Genomic DNA, 15,809 nt, shown 5'->3' on the forward strand with positions numbered 1-15,809 from the left:
GAGGTCTCCCTTGGGGTTTGGTTGTTTTGGGCTTGGAAGGGGGTGGGGAACCGGGGATCAGGCGTCGCCGTCGCGGACCGAGGACGGGTGACGGCACAGCGGCGTCACCGCGATCTCCATGTAGGGGAACAGCGGCAGCCCGGTCAGGATGTCGTGCAACTCGGCATTGTCGGCGACGTCGAAGACGCTGACATTGGCGTAGGCCCCGACGACGCGCCACAGATGGCGCCATTTGCCGGAGCGTTGCAGATCGGCGGCGATGGCCTTTTCGCGCGCCTTCAGGTCGGCGGCGGCATCCGCCGGCATGTCGGCGGGAAGGCGCACGGTCATCGTCACATGGAACAGCATGGAATTACTCTCCGGCTTGGGTTATGGCACGCACGGCATGGTGGCTGCGCGGCCGGTCGCGACGCAGGGCGTCCAGCCGGTCGGGGTCGATGTCGACGCCGATGCCGGGCCCGTCCGGAACCACCAGGGCGAAATTCTCGTAGCGCAGCGGCGTGACAAGGAAATCGTCGGTGAACAGCAGGGGGCCGAACAGCTCGGTTCCCCACTCCAGCCGGGGCAGCGTGGCGAACAGCTGGGCCGCCGCCGCCGTGCCCACTCCGGTTTCGATCATCGTGCCGCCATAGATACCGATCCCGGCGGCCTCGGCGATGGCGGCGACCTTGGCCGCCGGGCCGACGCCGCCCGACTGGGCCAGCTTGACGGAAAACACGTCGGCCCCGGCCGCCGCGGCGACGCGGAAGGCGTCGTCGGCCCCGCGCAGGATCTCGTCGGCCATCACGGCGATGGGAAAATCCTGGGTCAGCCGGGCCAGCGCCGGCAGATGCTGGCGGCGCACCGGCTGTTCCACCAGATCGGCACCGGCATCGGCCAGCGCCGCCAATCCGCGCCGGGCGTCGGTGATGCTCCAGGCCTGGTTGACATCAACCCGGATGCTGGCCCGGTCGCCCAGCGCCCGCTTGATCGCCGCGATGTGGGCGATGTCGTCGGCCAGCGGGCGCTTGCCGATCTTCAGCTTGAAGATGTTGTGGCGGCGGGCGTCGAGCAGCCGTTCGGCCTCGGCGATGTCGAGGTCGGACTGTCCGCTCGCCAGCGTCCAGGCGCAGGCCAGCCGGTCACGCACCCGCCCGCCGAACAAATGGGCCAGCGGCACGCCCAGCCGCCGCGCCACACCGTCCTGTAGCGCGGTCTCGACCGCGCATTTGGCCGTGTTGTTGCCCTGGACGAAGGCGTCGATCCGCGTCATCGCCGCGGCGACCCGGTCGGCGTCCTGCCCGACCAGCAACGGCGTCATGTAGGTGTCGATGGCGAGCGCCATGCCCTCGACGGATTCCTCACCATAGCTCAATCCGCCGATGGTCGCCCCTTCGCCCCAGCCGACGACCCCGTCGGACGCGGTGACGCGGACGATCACGACCGATTGCGTCTTCATCGTCGCCATCGCCAGGACATGCTGGCGGATGGTCGGCAGATCCAGAATGAAGGTTTCGACCCGCTCGATTTTCGTCACGCGAACATCCCCGATCTGTGCGTTTGTGCGGCTTCAGAGTTTCTGATGCTGATTATCGTTCCACGCGACGGTCTGCGTCCAAAACCGATTGAGTCCTGTTTCCATACCCAAAAGGTATGCGGCCCCAAGCGCTATGCGCATCCCGCCGGAGGAGTCCGGGACTAGAAATGGAGCAGCAGGCCGGCGCGGGTGTAGTCGAAACTCTTTCCGCCCGCGTCCTTCAGGGCGGCGCCCGCCTTGAAATGGGTATAGGCGGCGTTGAGGGTGACATAATGGTTCACGGTCCAGAGCGCCGCGAACTCCGCCGTCGTTCCGACATAGCTGCTGGAGGAGGCGGAATTCCTGGCCACGAGAATGGTTGGCACCGTATAGACGCCGTCGCCCTTCGACTGACGCCACATCGCGTTGATCCCGGCGGAGACCGATAGACCGTCCAGCGGCCTGACCGTGACCTTCGGATAGAGGCTGATCAGGTTCATCGGAACGAAGCTGTTCGATTCCGAAAGAAGCGGGGACAACGAGAACATCGGGTTGAAGGTGTTGAGCGTGCGCTTCCTCGGATCCTTGTCGCCCGACGCCGCGACCGCCGTGACCGACAGCCGTGGCGCCAGGGGAGCGCCGAGGAAGCTGTAGCCCCCCGACAGCATCGATCCCCAGGCGCTGATGTCTCCGCTGCCGAAGGAACCGAACTGATAGGCGAAGTCGCCGCTGTAATCCCAGGCGCCGGACCGTCCCCACAACCGGGTGCCCACGGTGCGCCGCTCCTCGTCGGCGGTTCCCTGGTTGAAACGGTTGCCCTTGCGGTCGTACCCGAAGAAATAGCCATCGACATTCAGGCCGGGCAGCACCGACTTGACCGTTCCATACAGGCCGTAATGGTCGAAATCGAGATTCGGCGCATCTTGGAACGCGTAGGTCGATTGACGGAGCGGATGTCCGTAGAACACCCGGCCCTCGACGGTGCCGAAATTGAACAGGATATGGGCGGCGTCGAAGGCGTTGCGGATGTTGGCCCCCTCCGCCAGGCTCTGGAACAGGCCGGAGCCGAGGAAGAACTCCTGCCGGCCGACGCGGGCCGTCACCGTTCCGCCGCCCACCTCGACCGGCAGATCGATGAAGCCCTGCTGGAGATCGATGTGGCTTTCATCGTTCGGGGTGAAGGGTCCCTTCTTGCCGGCGATCTCCTCGCGCCCAAGTTCGATATAGGCCCTGGGACCGAAGCCGCTCTTGATGTCGGCGTGGAACAGGGCGCGGGTCGCCAGCCATTCATTGCGGCCGAGATTGCGCATCCCGAAATTCGGCGGTGTGTAGTTCTCGTAATAGGTGCGGAGATCGCCACCGAAGCTGATATAGCCACCGTCGGAAATCGGGATATATTTGAGCTTGTCGATGAACAGCTCACGGTTCTTCGGATCGGCGTACCAGGACAGATCGTCCTCATAACGAATGTACTGGATCGGGGCCGGGCCGGTCGCCGGAGTGGCGGGGTCCGCGGCGGAAGCCGCCTTGCAACAGGGAAGGACGGCGGACGACAACAGAAGCAGAGTGAAGAGCTTGGAACGGGTTTCGGTCTTTCCGGTCATGTCTCTGGTTTCCCTGTTCAGGATATGAAGGGTTTTTCTTTGGCGAATGATTTTTCATTCGCTGGGGCCGGGAGCTCTTTTGCGGCCCCCAGGCCTGCCCGCCGGACAAAGGACAAGGCGGGGCCATGCGCCTCACCGGCTCGCGCCGAGGCGTCGATCACGGGCATGTCGGTGCCGATGCCGGACTCAAGGCTTCGCGTCCCGCCCGCCGCCCCTGTGATGGGGCAGCGGCGACGGGCGGGCTCACGCCCCCTGGTGCTTTCGTCCCGCCAGAACGACCAGAACCAGGAAAGCGCAGAAGACCGGCAACGTGGCGGCCAGGATGATCTGCTGGGGAGCCAGTTGAAGGGACAGCGCCGCACCGCCGGCCGCCGGGCCGAAGATCGAACCGATCCGCCCGACCGCCGCCGCCCAGCCGATTCCGGCCGCCCGCAGACGGTCGGGATAGAAGGCGACCGCCAGGGCGCTTTGCCCGACGCAGCAGGGGATCGAGCCGGCGCCGATGCCGAAGACGAGCGGCATCATGAGGTCGAGCGGCGCGTGCAGCAGCCCGAAGACCGCCATGCTGACGAGACCGACAGCCGACGCGACCATCAATGTGCGCGGCGCCCCAAGCCGGGAGATCAGCAGGGTCAGCGCGATGTTGCCGACCAGCCCGCCCATCGAGAAGACGGCGGTGCTGGCGGGCGCCAGTTCGCTGGGCATCCCCATGCCGCTCAGCAGCGACGGGATCCAGTACAGCAGCGCGTAGGCATCGATGAAGACGAGGAAGGAAAACAGCCACAGCAGGGTGGTGCGCGCGGCCAGCCCCTGACGGAACAGCTCGCCGACCAGCTTGCCCCCCTCCCCCTTGGTGGCGGCGTCGGCGGGCTGCGCAGTCCCGAAAAGGTGTAGAATGGCCGGTAGCAGCGGCAGGGGAAGGATGCCGCCGACGATGAAGATCGCGGTCCATCCGAAATGCGCCATCAGCGGAGCACCGAGAACGCCGCCGACGACACCGCCGGCCGACAGGCCGGTCGCCACCAGGATGGCCGCCGTGCCGCGGTGGCGTGCCGGCATCACGCCGGCCGCCATGGCCACCGCCACCGGCAGCGCCCCGCCCAACCCGACGGAGGTGACGAAACGCAGCAGGCTCATCGTGATGATGTCGATGGCGGTTACGGTCGCCAGCGTGCCGAGCGAGAACAGCAGAACACTCGCCACCGCCACCGTCCGTTGCCCCCAACGGACGACCAAAGCGCCGCAGGCGATGTAGCCGACAACCGCCCCGGCGCTGGTGGCGAGGAACACCGGCGCCATCTGGGCCGGTGTGATGCCCCATGCACGGGCCAGCACGGGGGCGGTGAAGGTGATCGCGTTGATGTCCAAACCATCGAACATCGCGATCAGGAAACAGGTGATGACAATGGCATACAGGCTTCTCGTCCGGCCGGACGAGATCGCGTCGTCCCCTTCCGCAACTTGGCTGGAAGTCATCTCGTAAGCCTCCTGTTCTGTTCGGAACCCCGTCGATCCGACAAGGACACGCGAGGCCCTTTTGATTTTGTTGGGTGCTGGTTTTCGTTGGTATGCCGTTACCTTTCATGGGGCGGGGAGGCCGCTCAAACCTCCCGTCAGGCCCGATGGATCGTCCGATGGATCGTCCGAGCGGGCGGATGGAGCCGCCCGCGGTGATGCGCTATCCGATCAGGCCAGCGGCATAGATCCGCCGGTCCACATGCAGAACCGCAAGGTCCCGATCATGTGATGGCCAGGACGGCGTGTCCGGGCCGTTGGGGTCACCCTGCGCCGCGAAGCGCAGAAGAGCGCCCTGGAACAGCCGGCAAAGATCCTCCAGCTCCGCCCGGTTCGCCCCGTGCAGCATCGGCGCCGCCTCCTGCCAGACGGCGAGATTGCCGAACAGGAAGGGCAGGTCCAGGCAATGGCAGGCGCCGAGCGCGGCATTGGGTGACTGCCAATCGAAGCGGTAGACGAAGGTCCGGGCCCCCGTCGCGGCGCCATGACGACACTGGGCCTCGGCGAAATCCATGTTCGGCTGGATGAAGGTCTCGTCGCTGAACAGGTCGCCGAGCAGCGCCTGCGGCGTCGTCGGCACCCGTCGGGTCCGTGCCGCCGCGACCGCCGCGACCGCCCGGTCGCCATACATGCCGGCGATGGCCGCCAGCAGCCGCTCCTCGGTCATGCCGGCCAGCGTCGGGTTGCCGGCATGGAAGGCGGCATATTCCTCGCGGGTCACGCCGACGACGGTGCTGCACCATCCGGCACCGCCGTCCAGGGCCGACGCCAGGGGGTCGCGGGGAATCAGAACACCGTCATAGGCGGGCATGAAGGGCGGCGTTATGTCGCCCGGCGTGGCCGGCGGGCGGCGCAGCAGCTTGCCCTGGGCCTCGATCAGCCTGTCGACCGGCACGTCGCGCAGCGCGGCCGCCCGGTCCGGCTCCAACCCGAGCAGTTCCAGCAAGCCCTCGACGATCGGCTTGCATTGCTCCGGCGTGCGCAGCTTGATACCGGTCGGCGCGCTCATCAGGATCGCCTGGTTGAACAGCTCGCGTCCGACAGGAATGGCCTGAAGGCTGGCGATGCTGTAGGCACCCGCCGACTGGCCGGCGACGGTGATGCGCTCCGGGTCGCCGCCGAAGGCGCCGATCGCCTGACGGATCCAGCGCAGCGCGGCGATCTGGTCATGCAGCCCGAGATTCGCCGCGGCCAGCCCCTCGATGGGCAGGAAACCCAGCGCACCGAGACGGTAGGTGATGGTGACGACGACCAGACCGCTGCGCTGGGCGATCAGATGGCCGTCATAACAGGGCAGCGATCCGCCGCCGGTCATGAAGCCGCCACCATGGATGAAGACCAGGACCGGCGCCTTGTCGTCGCGCGACCGCGTTGTCCAGATGTCGAGATGCAGGCAGTCCTCGTCCTGGGCCGCCGGGTAGGCACCCATGACATCGTCGAGACGGGAGGGCAGCTGCGGCGGGATCGTGCCGGGTGCCGTGGCCGGACGGGCGCCCGTCCAGCTGATCGGCTCACCCGGCAACGCGAAACGGCGGGCCCCTGTGGGCGCCGCCGCATAGGGCACGCGCCTGAACGACGAAACGCCGTCGATCCGCTTGCCGGCCAACTGGCCAAAAGGAGTCGTTACCACGACGTTCTCGATCGCGGTCATCTCGCTTCACCTGACGATGTTTGGATGGTTTGAAAAGTATATCGTTTTGGTTACAGTTCGCCTGAAGTATTATTTGAGAACCATCGTCCCGAAAATGGAACGGTCATGCACGGTCTGGACGACATGTATCTGTTCAAATGCGTGGTCGAGGCCGGCGGGCTTTCCGCGGCGGGACGGCGGCTGGGCATGCCGAAATCGACGCTGGCCCGCCGCATCGGCGAGCTGGAGGAAAGGCTTGGCCTGAAGCTGTTCCATCGCGGGGCGCGGCAGTTCACACCCACCAATTTCGGCATCGAATGCTTCGAACATTGCAAGACCATCGCGTCGGAGGCGGACAAGCTGCTCGTCATGGCGGAACGGGCACGCCGCAGCCCGTCCGGCTTCCTGCATGTGGTCTGTCCGCCCGTCCTCGGCGCCGTCCTGGTCGAAGCGCTGGCGGCCGAATTCCTGGCAAGCGCGCCCGGCGTCCGTCTGCATCTGGAGGAATCCTTCGGAATCTTCGATCCGCGCGGGGTGCAGGCGGATCTGGTGATCTTCCCCTCCTTCACGCCCCTGCCCGACGCCTCCCTGGTCGCGCGGAAGATCCTGACCTCGCCCTATATCCTGGTCGCCCATCGCGATTTCCTCGCCCGGAACGGACATCCCGCCGATCCGGCCGATCTCAAGCCGATGAATTGCCTCGGGCTGGGCAGCCGGTCGTCGGACTGGGTCTGGACCTTGACGCGCGGCGACCGGACGGAAGTGGTCCGTTTCGAACCGCGCTTCAGCACGACGCTTCCGACGGCCGTGCTTCAGGCCGTGCACCGGCAGCTCGGCATCGCCTCCCTTCCCGAAGCCCTGTGCCTGAACGACCTCCGGTCGGGCGATCTGGTCCGGGTCCTCGACGGCTGGTATCCGCAGCCCGTGACCATCTATGCGATCTACCCGAACAACCGCACGCTGACGGTCGCCGCCCGCCAGTTCCTCGATCTTCTCGTTCTGCGTTTCCCCGAACTGCTGTTCCCGCATGGGACGCCGGTATCGGCCGAAATGGGCTGAAGGGTTAGCCCGCCGGCCGCTCCCTACTCCCTCCAATCGTTCCGCCTGCCCTCCCCTTCGCGTGCGCGCATCCCCCGGCACTCCCGGTTAGAGTGCCGGAATGCGTCCGGCACCCCCAAAGGAGAGGTCGATCGTGCAGAACACAGCCGACACATTGCCGCTTGATCGCCTGCCCGCCGATCTGAAGTCCGACGACGCCCTCGTCGAGCGCTATCGGCGGAAGTTCCACCTGTCCCCGTCCTATCCGCTGACGGTCGAGATGGTGCATCGGCACTGGGATCTGGAGCGGCGCCTCGCCCGCGATCTTCTGGACAGCAAGCCGGACGAGCGATGGGACGTCTTCGAAAAGGCCTACACGACACTCTACACCAGCTGTCCGTGGCTGAACGAGGCGGAGGACGATGCCCATACCCGCAACGACGATCACGACTTCCGCCACTTCCTGACTCTGCTGGGCGGGCCGCAGGATGTCTATGAGGTGGGGTCGGGCAAGGCCCGGCTGCTGCGCTATCTGGCGCGCCATGGCCACCGCTGCGTCGCGACCGAGGTGACGCGCGAGCGGGGCGCCAACTGGATCGAACAGGAGTCCAACATCACTTGGCGGAACAGCGACGGCATCCATCTGGCGCGGTTCGAGCCGGCCGACCGTTATGACAGCGTCATCTCCACCCATGTGGTGGAGCATATGCATCCGGACGATGTCGTCACCCACATGACGCATGTCCACAGCATCCTGAAGCCCGGCGGCAAATACATCCTCAGCATGCCGCACAAATATGCCGGACCGGCCGACCTGTCGGAGGTCTTCGGGCTGAACGAGCCGGTCTGCATGCATCTGCGCGAATATGGCTGGGGCGAGACGGCGGCGATGCTGCGCGAGGCCGGCTTCGGCTCCGTCGAGGCGGTCTATATCCTGCCGATGGCGGTGCGGCGCCGGCTGAACCTGCATTTCGCCAGCCGCGCCTATCTCGGCTATGTCCGGGCGGTCGAGGCATTTTTGGGACTGCTGCCGTTAACCCTTAATCGCAAGCTCGGAAGGGTTGGTCAGCTCTATCTGTTCCGGCCGGAGGTGTTCGTGGTCGCCCACAAGCCCCGGTAACGCCGGCTCGCCCTCGGAAATATAAATATAAATCAATATATTAAAGACACGGGGAAACCTCTTGTTGCCGTAATGCATCGGCAAAGGGGTTTGTCCGTGTCTCTTTCTTTTCACAAGTGATAGTGGCATTAGAGACGCATTTCGCTAAAATTTGAAATACCTCGTTAACCTTTTCCGGCCAGTCTGGGCTCCAGCGAAACACGGAAAAGAGGATGCTTCCAATGGCAACGAGCCCCGTCGATACGACCTTCGTCGTCAATGCCTCGGGTGTGACTGCCGGCGGAGTCTGGCCGCACTTCAAGTTCCTCGTCGATGGCGCCGCCGTCGGCCAGGCGACGGTCAATTCCACCAACGCCGGCCGCTATAGCTTCACCACCAAGCTGGCCCCCGACGTCGCCCACAAGGTCCAGATCGTGTACGACAACGACTGGTTGGCGACCGACACCAGCGGCATGTACCGCGACCTGATCGTCAAGTCGATCGAGGTCAACGGCAAGACCATCGCGTCGACCAATTCGGCCGTCTCCTACGCCGCCGACGGCCAGGGCACGCTGTCCGGCCGCGAGGTGCTGTCCTGGAGCGGCTCGCTGGACTTCAACATGTCCAAGGACCTGTTCGCCGGCAGCGGCGGCGGGACCCCGGTCACGCCGCCGCCGACCACCGGCGGCACGCCGATCGTCGTCAACGCCCATGGGACGGCGGCCGGCGGGGTGAATGCCCATTTCAAGGTTCTGGTCGACGGCAAGATGATCGGTGAAGGCACCGCCGGCACCGCCGCGAAGGACTTCGCCTTCAACGCCAATGTCGGCGCCGACATGGCCCACAAGGTCCAGATCCAGTACGACAACGACAGCGTGGTCAACGGCGTCGACCGCAACCTGTTCGTCAACAAGATCACCATCGGCGGCCATGCCGTGACCCCGACCGACGGCATCGTGTCGATCGACAAGGGCGCCCTGGACGGCAAGGACGTGATCGCCGGCCAGAAGGAGATGTGGTGGAACGGCACCATGGAGGTGAAGGCCGACAAATCCTGGTTCGCCGGCTCCGGCAATCCGGGATCGCCCCCCCCGACCAAGCCGACCCTGTCGGTCGGTGACGTGACGGTGACCGAGCCGACCGGCAGCAAGGCCGCCGGCGGCATCCAGGGCTTCCTGCACACCCAGGGCAACCAGATCGTCGACGAGGCCGGCAACACCGTGCGCCTGACCGGGGTGAACTGGTTCGGCGGCGAGGGCTACAACTATGTGCCCGCCGGCCTGTGGGCCGACAGCTACCAGCACCATCTGGAAAGCATGAAGTCGGTCGGCTTCAACACCATCCGCCTGACCCTGTCGGACGAGATGTTCGACAGCAGTGCCGTGACCAACGGCATCGACTTCTCCAAGAACCCGGATCTGGCCGGCCTGACCCGCCTCCAGGTCTATGACAAGGTCATCGACTATGCCGGCAAGCTCGGCATGAAGGTGATCCTCGACCACCACCGCAACGACGGCGGCGCCGGCACCAACGAAAGCGGGCTGTGGTACACCGACAAGCATCCTGAATCGACGATGATCGCGAACTGGAAGATGCTTGCCCAGCATTATGCCGGCAACGAGACCGTCATCGGCGCCGACCTGCACAATGAGCCGAGCGTCTCCGCCACCTGGGGCGGCAATGCCGCCACCGACTGGGCATCCGCCGCCGAGCGCATCGGCAACGCCATCCAGACCGTCAACAAGGACTGGCTGCTGTTCGTCGAAGGCACGGAATGGAGCAGCACGCTGGCCGGCGCCCAATCCCGCCCGATCCATTTCGACACGCCCGACAAGCTCGTCTACTCGCCGCACGCCTACGGCCAGAGCGTCGGCCAGTTCAGCTGGCTGAATGATCCGAACTACCCGAACAACCTGCCGGCCCAATATGACAAGATGTGGGGCTATCTCTACAAGAGCGACACCGCGCCGATCATGCTGGGCGAATGGGGCGGCCAGTTCACCAGCGCGGCCGAGCAGACCTGGGGCAAGACCCTCGCCAAATATCTGAACGGCGACTGGAACCTGGACGGCAAGAGCGACATCGCCGCCGGCGACAAGGGGATGAGCTGGACCTTCTGGGCCTGGACCCCGGAATCGGGCGATGTCGGCGGCATCCTGATGGACGACTACAAGACCATCAACCCGACCAAGGCCGCCATCGTCAAGACCGCCATGGGCGGCGCCGTGTTCGACACGGACAACGGCGCCACCACCCCGAACACCGCCAACGCCACCTTCACGGTCAAGCTGTCGTCGGCCTCCGGCACTCCGGTCACGGTGGATTACGCCACGGTGGACGGCACGGCCAAGGCCGGGTCCGACTACACCGCCACCAGCGGCAAGCTGACCTTCGCCGCCGGCGAGACCGCGAAGACGGTGACGGTCAAGGTGCTGAGCGACCACCTGTCGGAAGGCACCGAGACCTTCGGTCTGAAGATCTCCAACCCGACCGCGGCGACCATCGCCGACGGCACCGGCACCGGCACGATCGTCGATGCCTCCGCCGCCAAGATGGCCGCCGCGTCGCTCAGCTCGGCCGACCTGCTGGCCCACACCATGACGGCCGCCAACGACACGGCCGGCACCGCCGACCTGTCGGCGGCGACCGCCAGCCACGACGTCGCGGCGACGGACATGTCCTATACCACGGCCGGCACCGCCTATCACGACCTGCACGGCACCGACAGCAGCCTCTCCCACGCGGCCTGATCGGTTGGACGCCTGACGGAGACGGGGCCGGCGGCCATGCCGCCGGCCCCTTTTTCGTGCTCAGCCCGGAACGGGGGAGATGGCGGAGCCGGCCATCGCGGCCGGCTGGCCGCCGACCGGCGCCGGATGCGGGATGTCGGGAATGGCGACCTCGGCCACCGCCTTGCCCGGATTGCCGGCGACCACGCTGCGCCGGGGCATCGGCTTGGTGACGACCGAGGATGCGGCGACGATGGAGTCTTCGCCGATGCCGACACCGATCACCACCGCATGCGGCCCGACCCAGACGCCGTCGCCCAGCTCCGGATAATGGGTCACCCGGCCGGTGGGCAGCAGGTCGTCCTTCTGGCCCAAGGTGACGCCATGGAACAGGGTGACGTTGGCGCCGATGCGGGCGTTGGCGTTCACCACCAGCCCCCAGCCGTGCAGGATGCGCAGCCCCGGCCCGATCCGGGTTTCCCAGGGGAGATCCATGGCGGCGGAATGCTGGGTCCAGCGGTGCAGGAGCCGGCAGGCGGCCAGCAGCGGCCGGCGCAGCGGCCCCGCCATCCGGTCGGCCGCCTGGCAACTGCGCAGGGTGAAGGTCACCCGGAAATTGCGGTTCCCGGCCAACAGCTTCAGCACCGCCGCCAAACCGCCCCCACCGCCATAGCGGATGGCGTCGGCGGCGACGGTCTGGCGATAGGTGTAGCGCGGAGCGTCCTGCATCGCGGTGTCTTCCTCCCGGATCGGATGATGTCATGCCGCCTGCGGCCGGCGCAGAAATCGGACGAGCATGCGGAACAGCATGGCGCGGTCGGCCTTGCCGAAACTCGGCCCGAACAGGGCGGCGACGGCGAACAGCATGGTGAGGCCGAGCTTGGCCGCGGTGAAGCTCGGCTCCACCGCGAAGCCGAACAGGGCGAGCCCGGCGAGATAGGCGATGGCGGCCGGCGCCAGGACGCCGGTCACCCGCAGGGCGCTGAGCGGCGGCTCCGCCGGGCTCAGGCGGCGGCACAGCGCTTCGGTGGCAAGCAGCATCACCAACTCGCGCCCCAGCACGCCGATGGCTCCGCCCATCAGGCCGAGCGGCCCGAGGGTCACCCCCATGATCAGCGTGCCCATCGCCAACCCGCCCAGCGAGATCGCCGGCAGCACGCCGACCTTCTTTGTCTTGACCAGCCCGACCTCCGCATGCATGCGCACGCCGTGGACCACATAGGCCAGTACCAGCAGCGGCATGCAGGGCAGCACCGTGTCATAGTCGCTGGACGCGATCAGCCACAGCACCTCCGGCGCGGTCAGCGCCATGCCCAAGGCCGCCGCCGACAGCAGGACGACGAACAGGTAAAAGACGAATTCCGACTGGTCGCGCCCGGCGGTGCCGTCCCCCCCTCTATCATGCTGCGCCTCGATCCGGCTGACCGACCAGATTTGCAGGAAGGAGGCGGTCAGGAACATGTAGAGCAGAGTGGCGAGCCGAAGCCCGAAGGACAGCACGCCCACCGCCGCCACGCCCATCAGCAGGTTGACCAGATAGCGCATGGCGAACTGGTTGCCCATGTCCAGCATGGTCTGCGGCATGAAGGGCAGCCCGAGGACCGTCACCCGCCTCAGCAGCCCGAAGGAGAAGCCGACGCCGTTCGCCCCGAGGATCGCCACCGTCAGCGCGATGCCGAGCCCGACGAAGGTGATGGCGTTGGCCAGGAAGATGCCGGTCACCCCCAGATCCATCACCAGCAGGAAGCTGAGGTTGAGACCGATCAGCCCCACCGCCTTGCCGACGGAGATCAGCAGACAGGTGCCCGACCGCTTGTGGACCCGGTAATAGGCCAGCGCCAGTTCGAACACCGCGCTGAAGGCGATGCCGACGAAGGCGAAGGCGATGATCGGCGCCTGGCCGGTGCCGCCGAACAGCAGTTCGCTGGCGCCCCAACCGGCCGGCAGCGCCACCGCCAGCAGGGCCAGCGAGGCCACCCACAGACCGATCATCGTGGTGCTGACCACGCGGCGTCGGCCGCGGTCGTCGGCATGCTCGAAATAGACGACGGTGAAGGCGTTGATCATCCCGATCATCAGCATGACCGCCACGATGTCGCCGACGACGCTGATCAGGGCATAGACACCGAACTCCGCCGGTGACAGGACCTTCGCATAGAGCGGCAGCAGAAGCAGTCCCGCGGCGCGGTTGACCACATTCGCCACCATGAACATCCAGCCATGCTTGATGATCGTACCAGCTTCGAGAGCCATCCGGTTTCCTTCGCCCCCCTTTGAATCCGCTTCCTTTTCCGGTCCCGCCCGCCGGGGAGCGTTGCGTCCGACGGGCGGCGACGGCGTGGATAGGGAAAAGGAACGCGCCAAATCTTGGCGGAGGTCGGGAATGCGTCAATTCGGCCTTGAAGCGACTGTCTCACTCTTCGGTGCTAAGCAGGATTTCCGGGGCCGCCCATTCGTGGACCGGCACGGCGTCGGTCAGGGCCTCCGGACAATCCGAATAGGCTTTCCGGCGGAGCTGCACGCTGCCGCTTATGTCCCGAAACAGGCAAGGGAGCGTTCGCGCCGCTCCCCCGCTCGGAATTGCCGGGCGCCTTCCTTCGGGAAATCCGGGTGGCGCGCCCACCCCGCAAGTTCGGCGATCCCCCCCGTTCGCGCCGCGCCATTCCGCCCGGTCGGGACGTGATCGTCCATCCTCTAGCCAAAAATTGCGGAGGTCGATGCCGCTGCCCGAGGTGCGACACCACCTTGCCGTTACCCCGAAACGCTATCCCCGCCGGGAGACGCATCCGAAAGTATCCCCATTAATATTCGGGTGGCCGCACCCTTCGAAACAGCAGTGGTATCGCGGACGCGAAATCAACGTCCGTATGCCCTGTTGCTGGCCGGGCTTCCTCATCCTAATTCGTCCTCAACGAACTGCGGATCGGTCCACAAAAATCATGAAAGAGCGATCTTTAGACAAATGCGCCATGGGAGATATCGCGGCGCAGCGAAGTAAAGACCGGCCGACTTCCAAGAGACGCTGATGACGAGCGACCATCCGCACGAATGGCCGTGCGGTGGCTGGCATTCCCTTCAACCACGGGACCTGCGATGAGCAAACTGGACCCAGAAGTGGTCATCGATCTGACCTCGGCAAAAAAGGCGACGATCCCGACGATCGCCCCCGGGCTGTTGCTTGCACTCTCCGACGGACTGGTCCTCGCCCTGGTGGGGTGGACGCTCAACCATTTCCTCGGCGTCGACGCGCTGGCCGAGCCGATGGAGGCCGCCGCCTGGCAACGGTCGCTGGTGACCGGCCTGATGCTGGTGCCCCTGGTCAAATCGGTGTTCGGCATCTACACGCTTGGACGCTTCGATTACATGGAACGGACGAGACGGACGTTCCAGGCGGCCTTCCTGTGCTGCGCCGTGCTGGCCGTGCCGTTCATCGTGATGGAAGGCTTCCGCTCCTTCTTCGTCGAGGCGTTGTCGATCGCCCTTCTCGGCTTCGCCATCACCTATGTCGCCGACCTGTTGCTGATCCAGGGGCTGCTGTCCAGCGCGCTCGACTGGCGCACGCCGGTGATGATCGTCGGTGCCGGCCCGCAGGGTGCCGCCATCGCCGAGAAGCTGCAACGCCTGCCCTGGCTCGGCATGCGGCCGGTCGGCTTCGTCGACGACGACGACAGCCTGTGGCAGACCCGCGTTGCCGGCCTGCCGGTGATGGGACCGGTGGAACTGCTGGCCAACTCGCCCGCCGTGGCGTCCCAGGCCAGCGCCGCCATCGTCGCCGACATGGGGCGCCATGGTGGCGACCTGACCGGTCTGGTGCGCACCCTTCCCTTCCGTCAGGTCTATTGCGTGCTCGGCGAGGGCAATGTCAGCGCCGTCGATGCGAGCTATCACAATCTGCACGGTTCGCTGGCCCTGCGCGTCAGCGTCCGCCCGCCGACCGGCTATCTGCGCATCCGCCGCGCCATGGACGTCGTGCTGTCCGCCATCCTGCTGGTCCTGGTGGCGCCGCTGATGCTCGGCCTCGCCATCGCCATCAAGCTGGACAGCCCCGGCCCGGTGATGTTCCGCCAGAAGCGCTGGGCCGGCGGCAAGCAGACCTTCGACCTGTTGAAATTCCGCTCCATGCATGTCGATGCGGAGGAGCAGTTGCAGCATCTGCTGGCGAACGACCCGGTCGCCCGCGAAGAATACATGACCTACCACAAGCTGACCGTCGATCCGCGCATCACCCCGCTCGGCCGCTTCCTGCGCAAGACCTCGCTCGACGAGCTGCCGCAGCTGTGGAACATCCTGATGGGCGACATGAGCCTGATCGGCCCGCGCGCCTACATGCCGAAGGAGCTGCCCGAGGTCGGTGTGTCCGCCGACGTGATCGGCACCGTCCGCCCCGGCCTGACCGGCTACTGGCAGGTGTCGGGACGTCACCGCACCACCTTCCAGGAGCGGGTGTCGATGGATGTCTTCTATGTCCGCAACTGCGGCCTGCTGTTCGACTTCTTCATCCTGTGCAAGACCGCGGTGATGGTGCTGAAGGGCGACGGTTCATAACCGCCGATCCCACAATTCCAGACGCCGGCCCCGGATGCCCGCCGGCCCCCCGCGCACCCGCGCGCGGGGCCGCTTCCTTGCATGCGGAATTCTTCGAATACCGGTCCTCCATTCCCTTTTTCCGGCGGGAAAGGTGGAAGGGGTGCGAAAGCGG

General features: G+C 66.1%; 11 protein-coding genes. 4 read left to right on the forward strand and 7 right to left on the reverse strand.

Features of this window, described 5'->3' with window-relative positions; genetic code table 11:
- Window positions 1–57: 57 nt before the first annotated feature.
- From catC to AZL_RS18990, 5 genes are all read right to left on the reverse strand, one after another.
- Window positions 58–348, reverse strand: coding sequence for a muconolactone Delta-isomerase (gene catC / locus AZL_RS18970; protein WP_012976103.1), 291 nt, complete (start codon window positions 346–348; stop codon window positions 58–60).
- A gap of 4 nt (window positions 349–352) precedes the next feature.
- Window positions 353–1,516, reverse strand: coding sequence for a muconate/chloromuconate family cycloisomerase (locus AZL_RS18975; protein ID WP_012976104.1), 1,164 nt, complete (start codon window positions 1,514–1,516; stop codon window positions 353–355).
- Window positions 1,517–1,677: 161 nt separating this feature from the next.
- Window positions 1,678–3,099 (reverse strand): alginate export family protein, encoded by a 1,422-nt coding sequence (locus tag AZL_RS18980; RefSeq protein WP_012976105.1) that lies wholly within the window; start codon window positions 3,097–3,099, stop codon window positions 1,678–1,680.
- A 243-nt stretch (window positions 3,100–3,342) separates the two neighbouring features.
- The gene (locus AZL_RS18985; RefSeq protein ID WP_012976106.1) at window positions 3,343–4,575 is read right to left on the reverse strand and encodes an MFS transporter; all 1,233 of its coding nucleotides are present in this window, start codon (window positions 4,573–4,575) and stop codon (window positions 3,343–3,345) included.
- Between the two features lie 202 nt (window positions 4,576–4,777).
- Window positions 4,778–6,265, reverse strand: a complete 1,488-nt coding sequence (locus tag AZL_RS18990; RefSeq protein WP_012976107.1) for a carboxylesterase/lipase family protein — start codon at window positions 6,263–6,265, stop codon at window positions 4,778–4,780.
- Between the two features lie 105 nt (window positions 6,266–6,370).
- Here AZL_RS18990 and AZL_RS18995 point away from each other — a divergent pair, with 105 nt between their 5' ends.
- From AZL_RS18995 to AZL_RS19005, 3 genes are all read left to right on the forward strand, one after another.
- Window positions 6,371–7,303, forward strand: a complete 933-nt coding sequence (locus AZL_RS18995; RefSeq protein WP_012976108.1) for a LysR substrate-binding domain-containing protein — start codon at window positions 6,371–6,373, stop codon at window positions 7,301–7,303.
- A 133-nt stretch (window positions 7,304–7,436) separates the two neighbouring features.
- Window positions 7,437–8,402: a class I SAM-dependent methyltransferase gene (locus AZL_RS19000; protein ID WP_148219493.1), complete on the forward strand. Its 966-nt coding sequence runs from the start codon at window positions 7,437–7,439 to the stop codon at window positions 8,400–8,402.
- A 221-nt stretch (window positions 8,403–8,623) separates the two neighbouring features.
- Window positions 8,624–11,131, forward strand: a complete 2,508-nt coding sequence (locus AZL_RS19005) for a cellulase family glycosylhydrolase (RefSeq protein ID WP_052293709.1) — start codon at window positions 8,624–8,626, stop codon at window positions 11,129–11,131.
- Between the two features lie 60 nt (window positions 11,132–11,191).
- Here the strand turns inward: AZL_RS19005 and AZL_RS19010 are convergent, their stop codons facing one another.
- Both AZL_RS19010 and AZL_RS19015 read right to left on the reverse strand, forming a co-directional pair.
- Window positions 11,192–11,839, reverse strand: coding sequence for a serine acetyltransferase (locus AZL_RS19010; RefSeq protein WP_012976111.1), 648 nt, complete (start codon window positions 11,837–11,839; stop codon window positions 11,192–11,194).
- 30 nt (window positions 11,840–11,869) lie between these two features.
- Window positions 11,870–13,363, reverse strand: coding sequence for a lipopolysaccharide biosynthesis protein (locus tag AZL_RS19015; RefSeq protein WP_012976112.1), 1,494 nt, complete (start codon window positions 13,361–13,363; stop codon window positions 11,870–11,872).
- Between the two features lie 840 nt (window positions 13,364–14,203).
- Between AZL_RS19015 and AZL_RS19020 the strand changes: the two genes are divergently transcribed.
- Window positions 14,204–15,655, forward strand: a complete 1,452-nt coding sequence (locus AZL_RS19020; protein ID WP_042444252.1) for an exopolysaccharide biosynthesis polyprenyl glycosylphosphotransferase — start codon at window positions 14,204–14,206, stop codon at window positions 15,653–15,655.
- The last annotated feature ends 154 nt before the right edge of the window (window positions 15,656–15,809 follow it).

Origin of the sequence: Azospirillum sp. B510 (genome assembly GCF_000010725.1) — a bacterium.
Taxonomy (GTDB): Bacteria; Pseudomonadota; Alphaproteobacteria; order Azospirillales; family Azospirillaceae; genus Azospirillum; species Azospirillum lipoferum_B.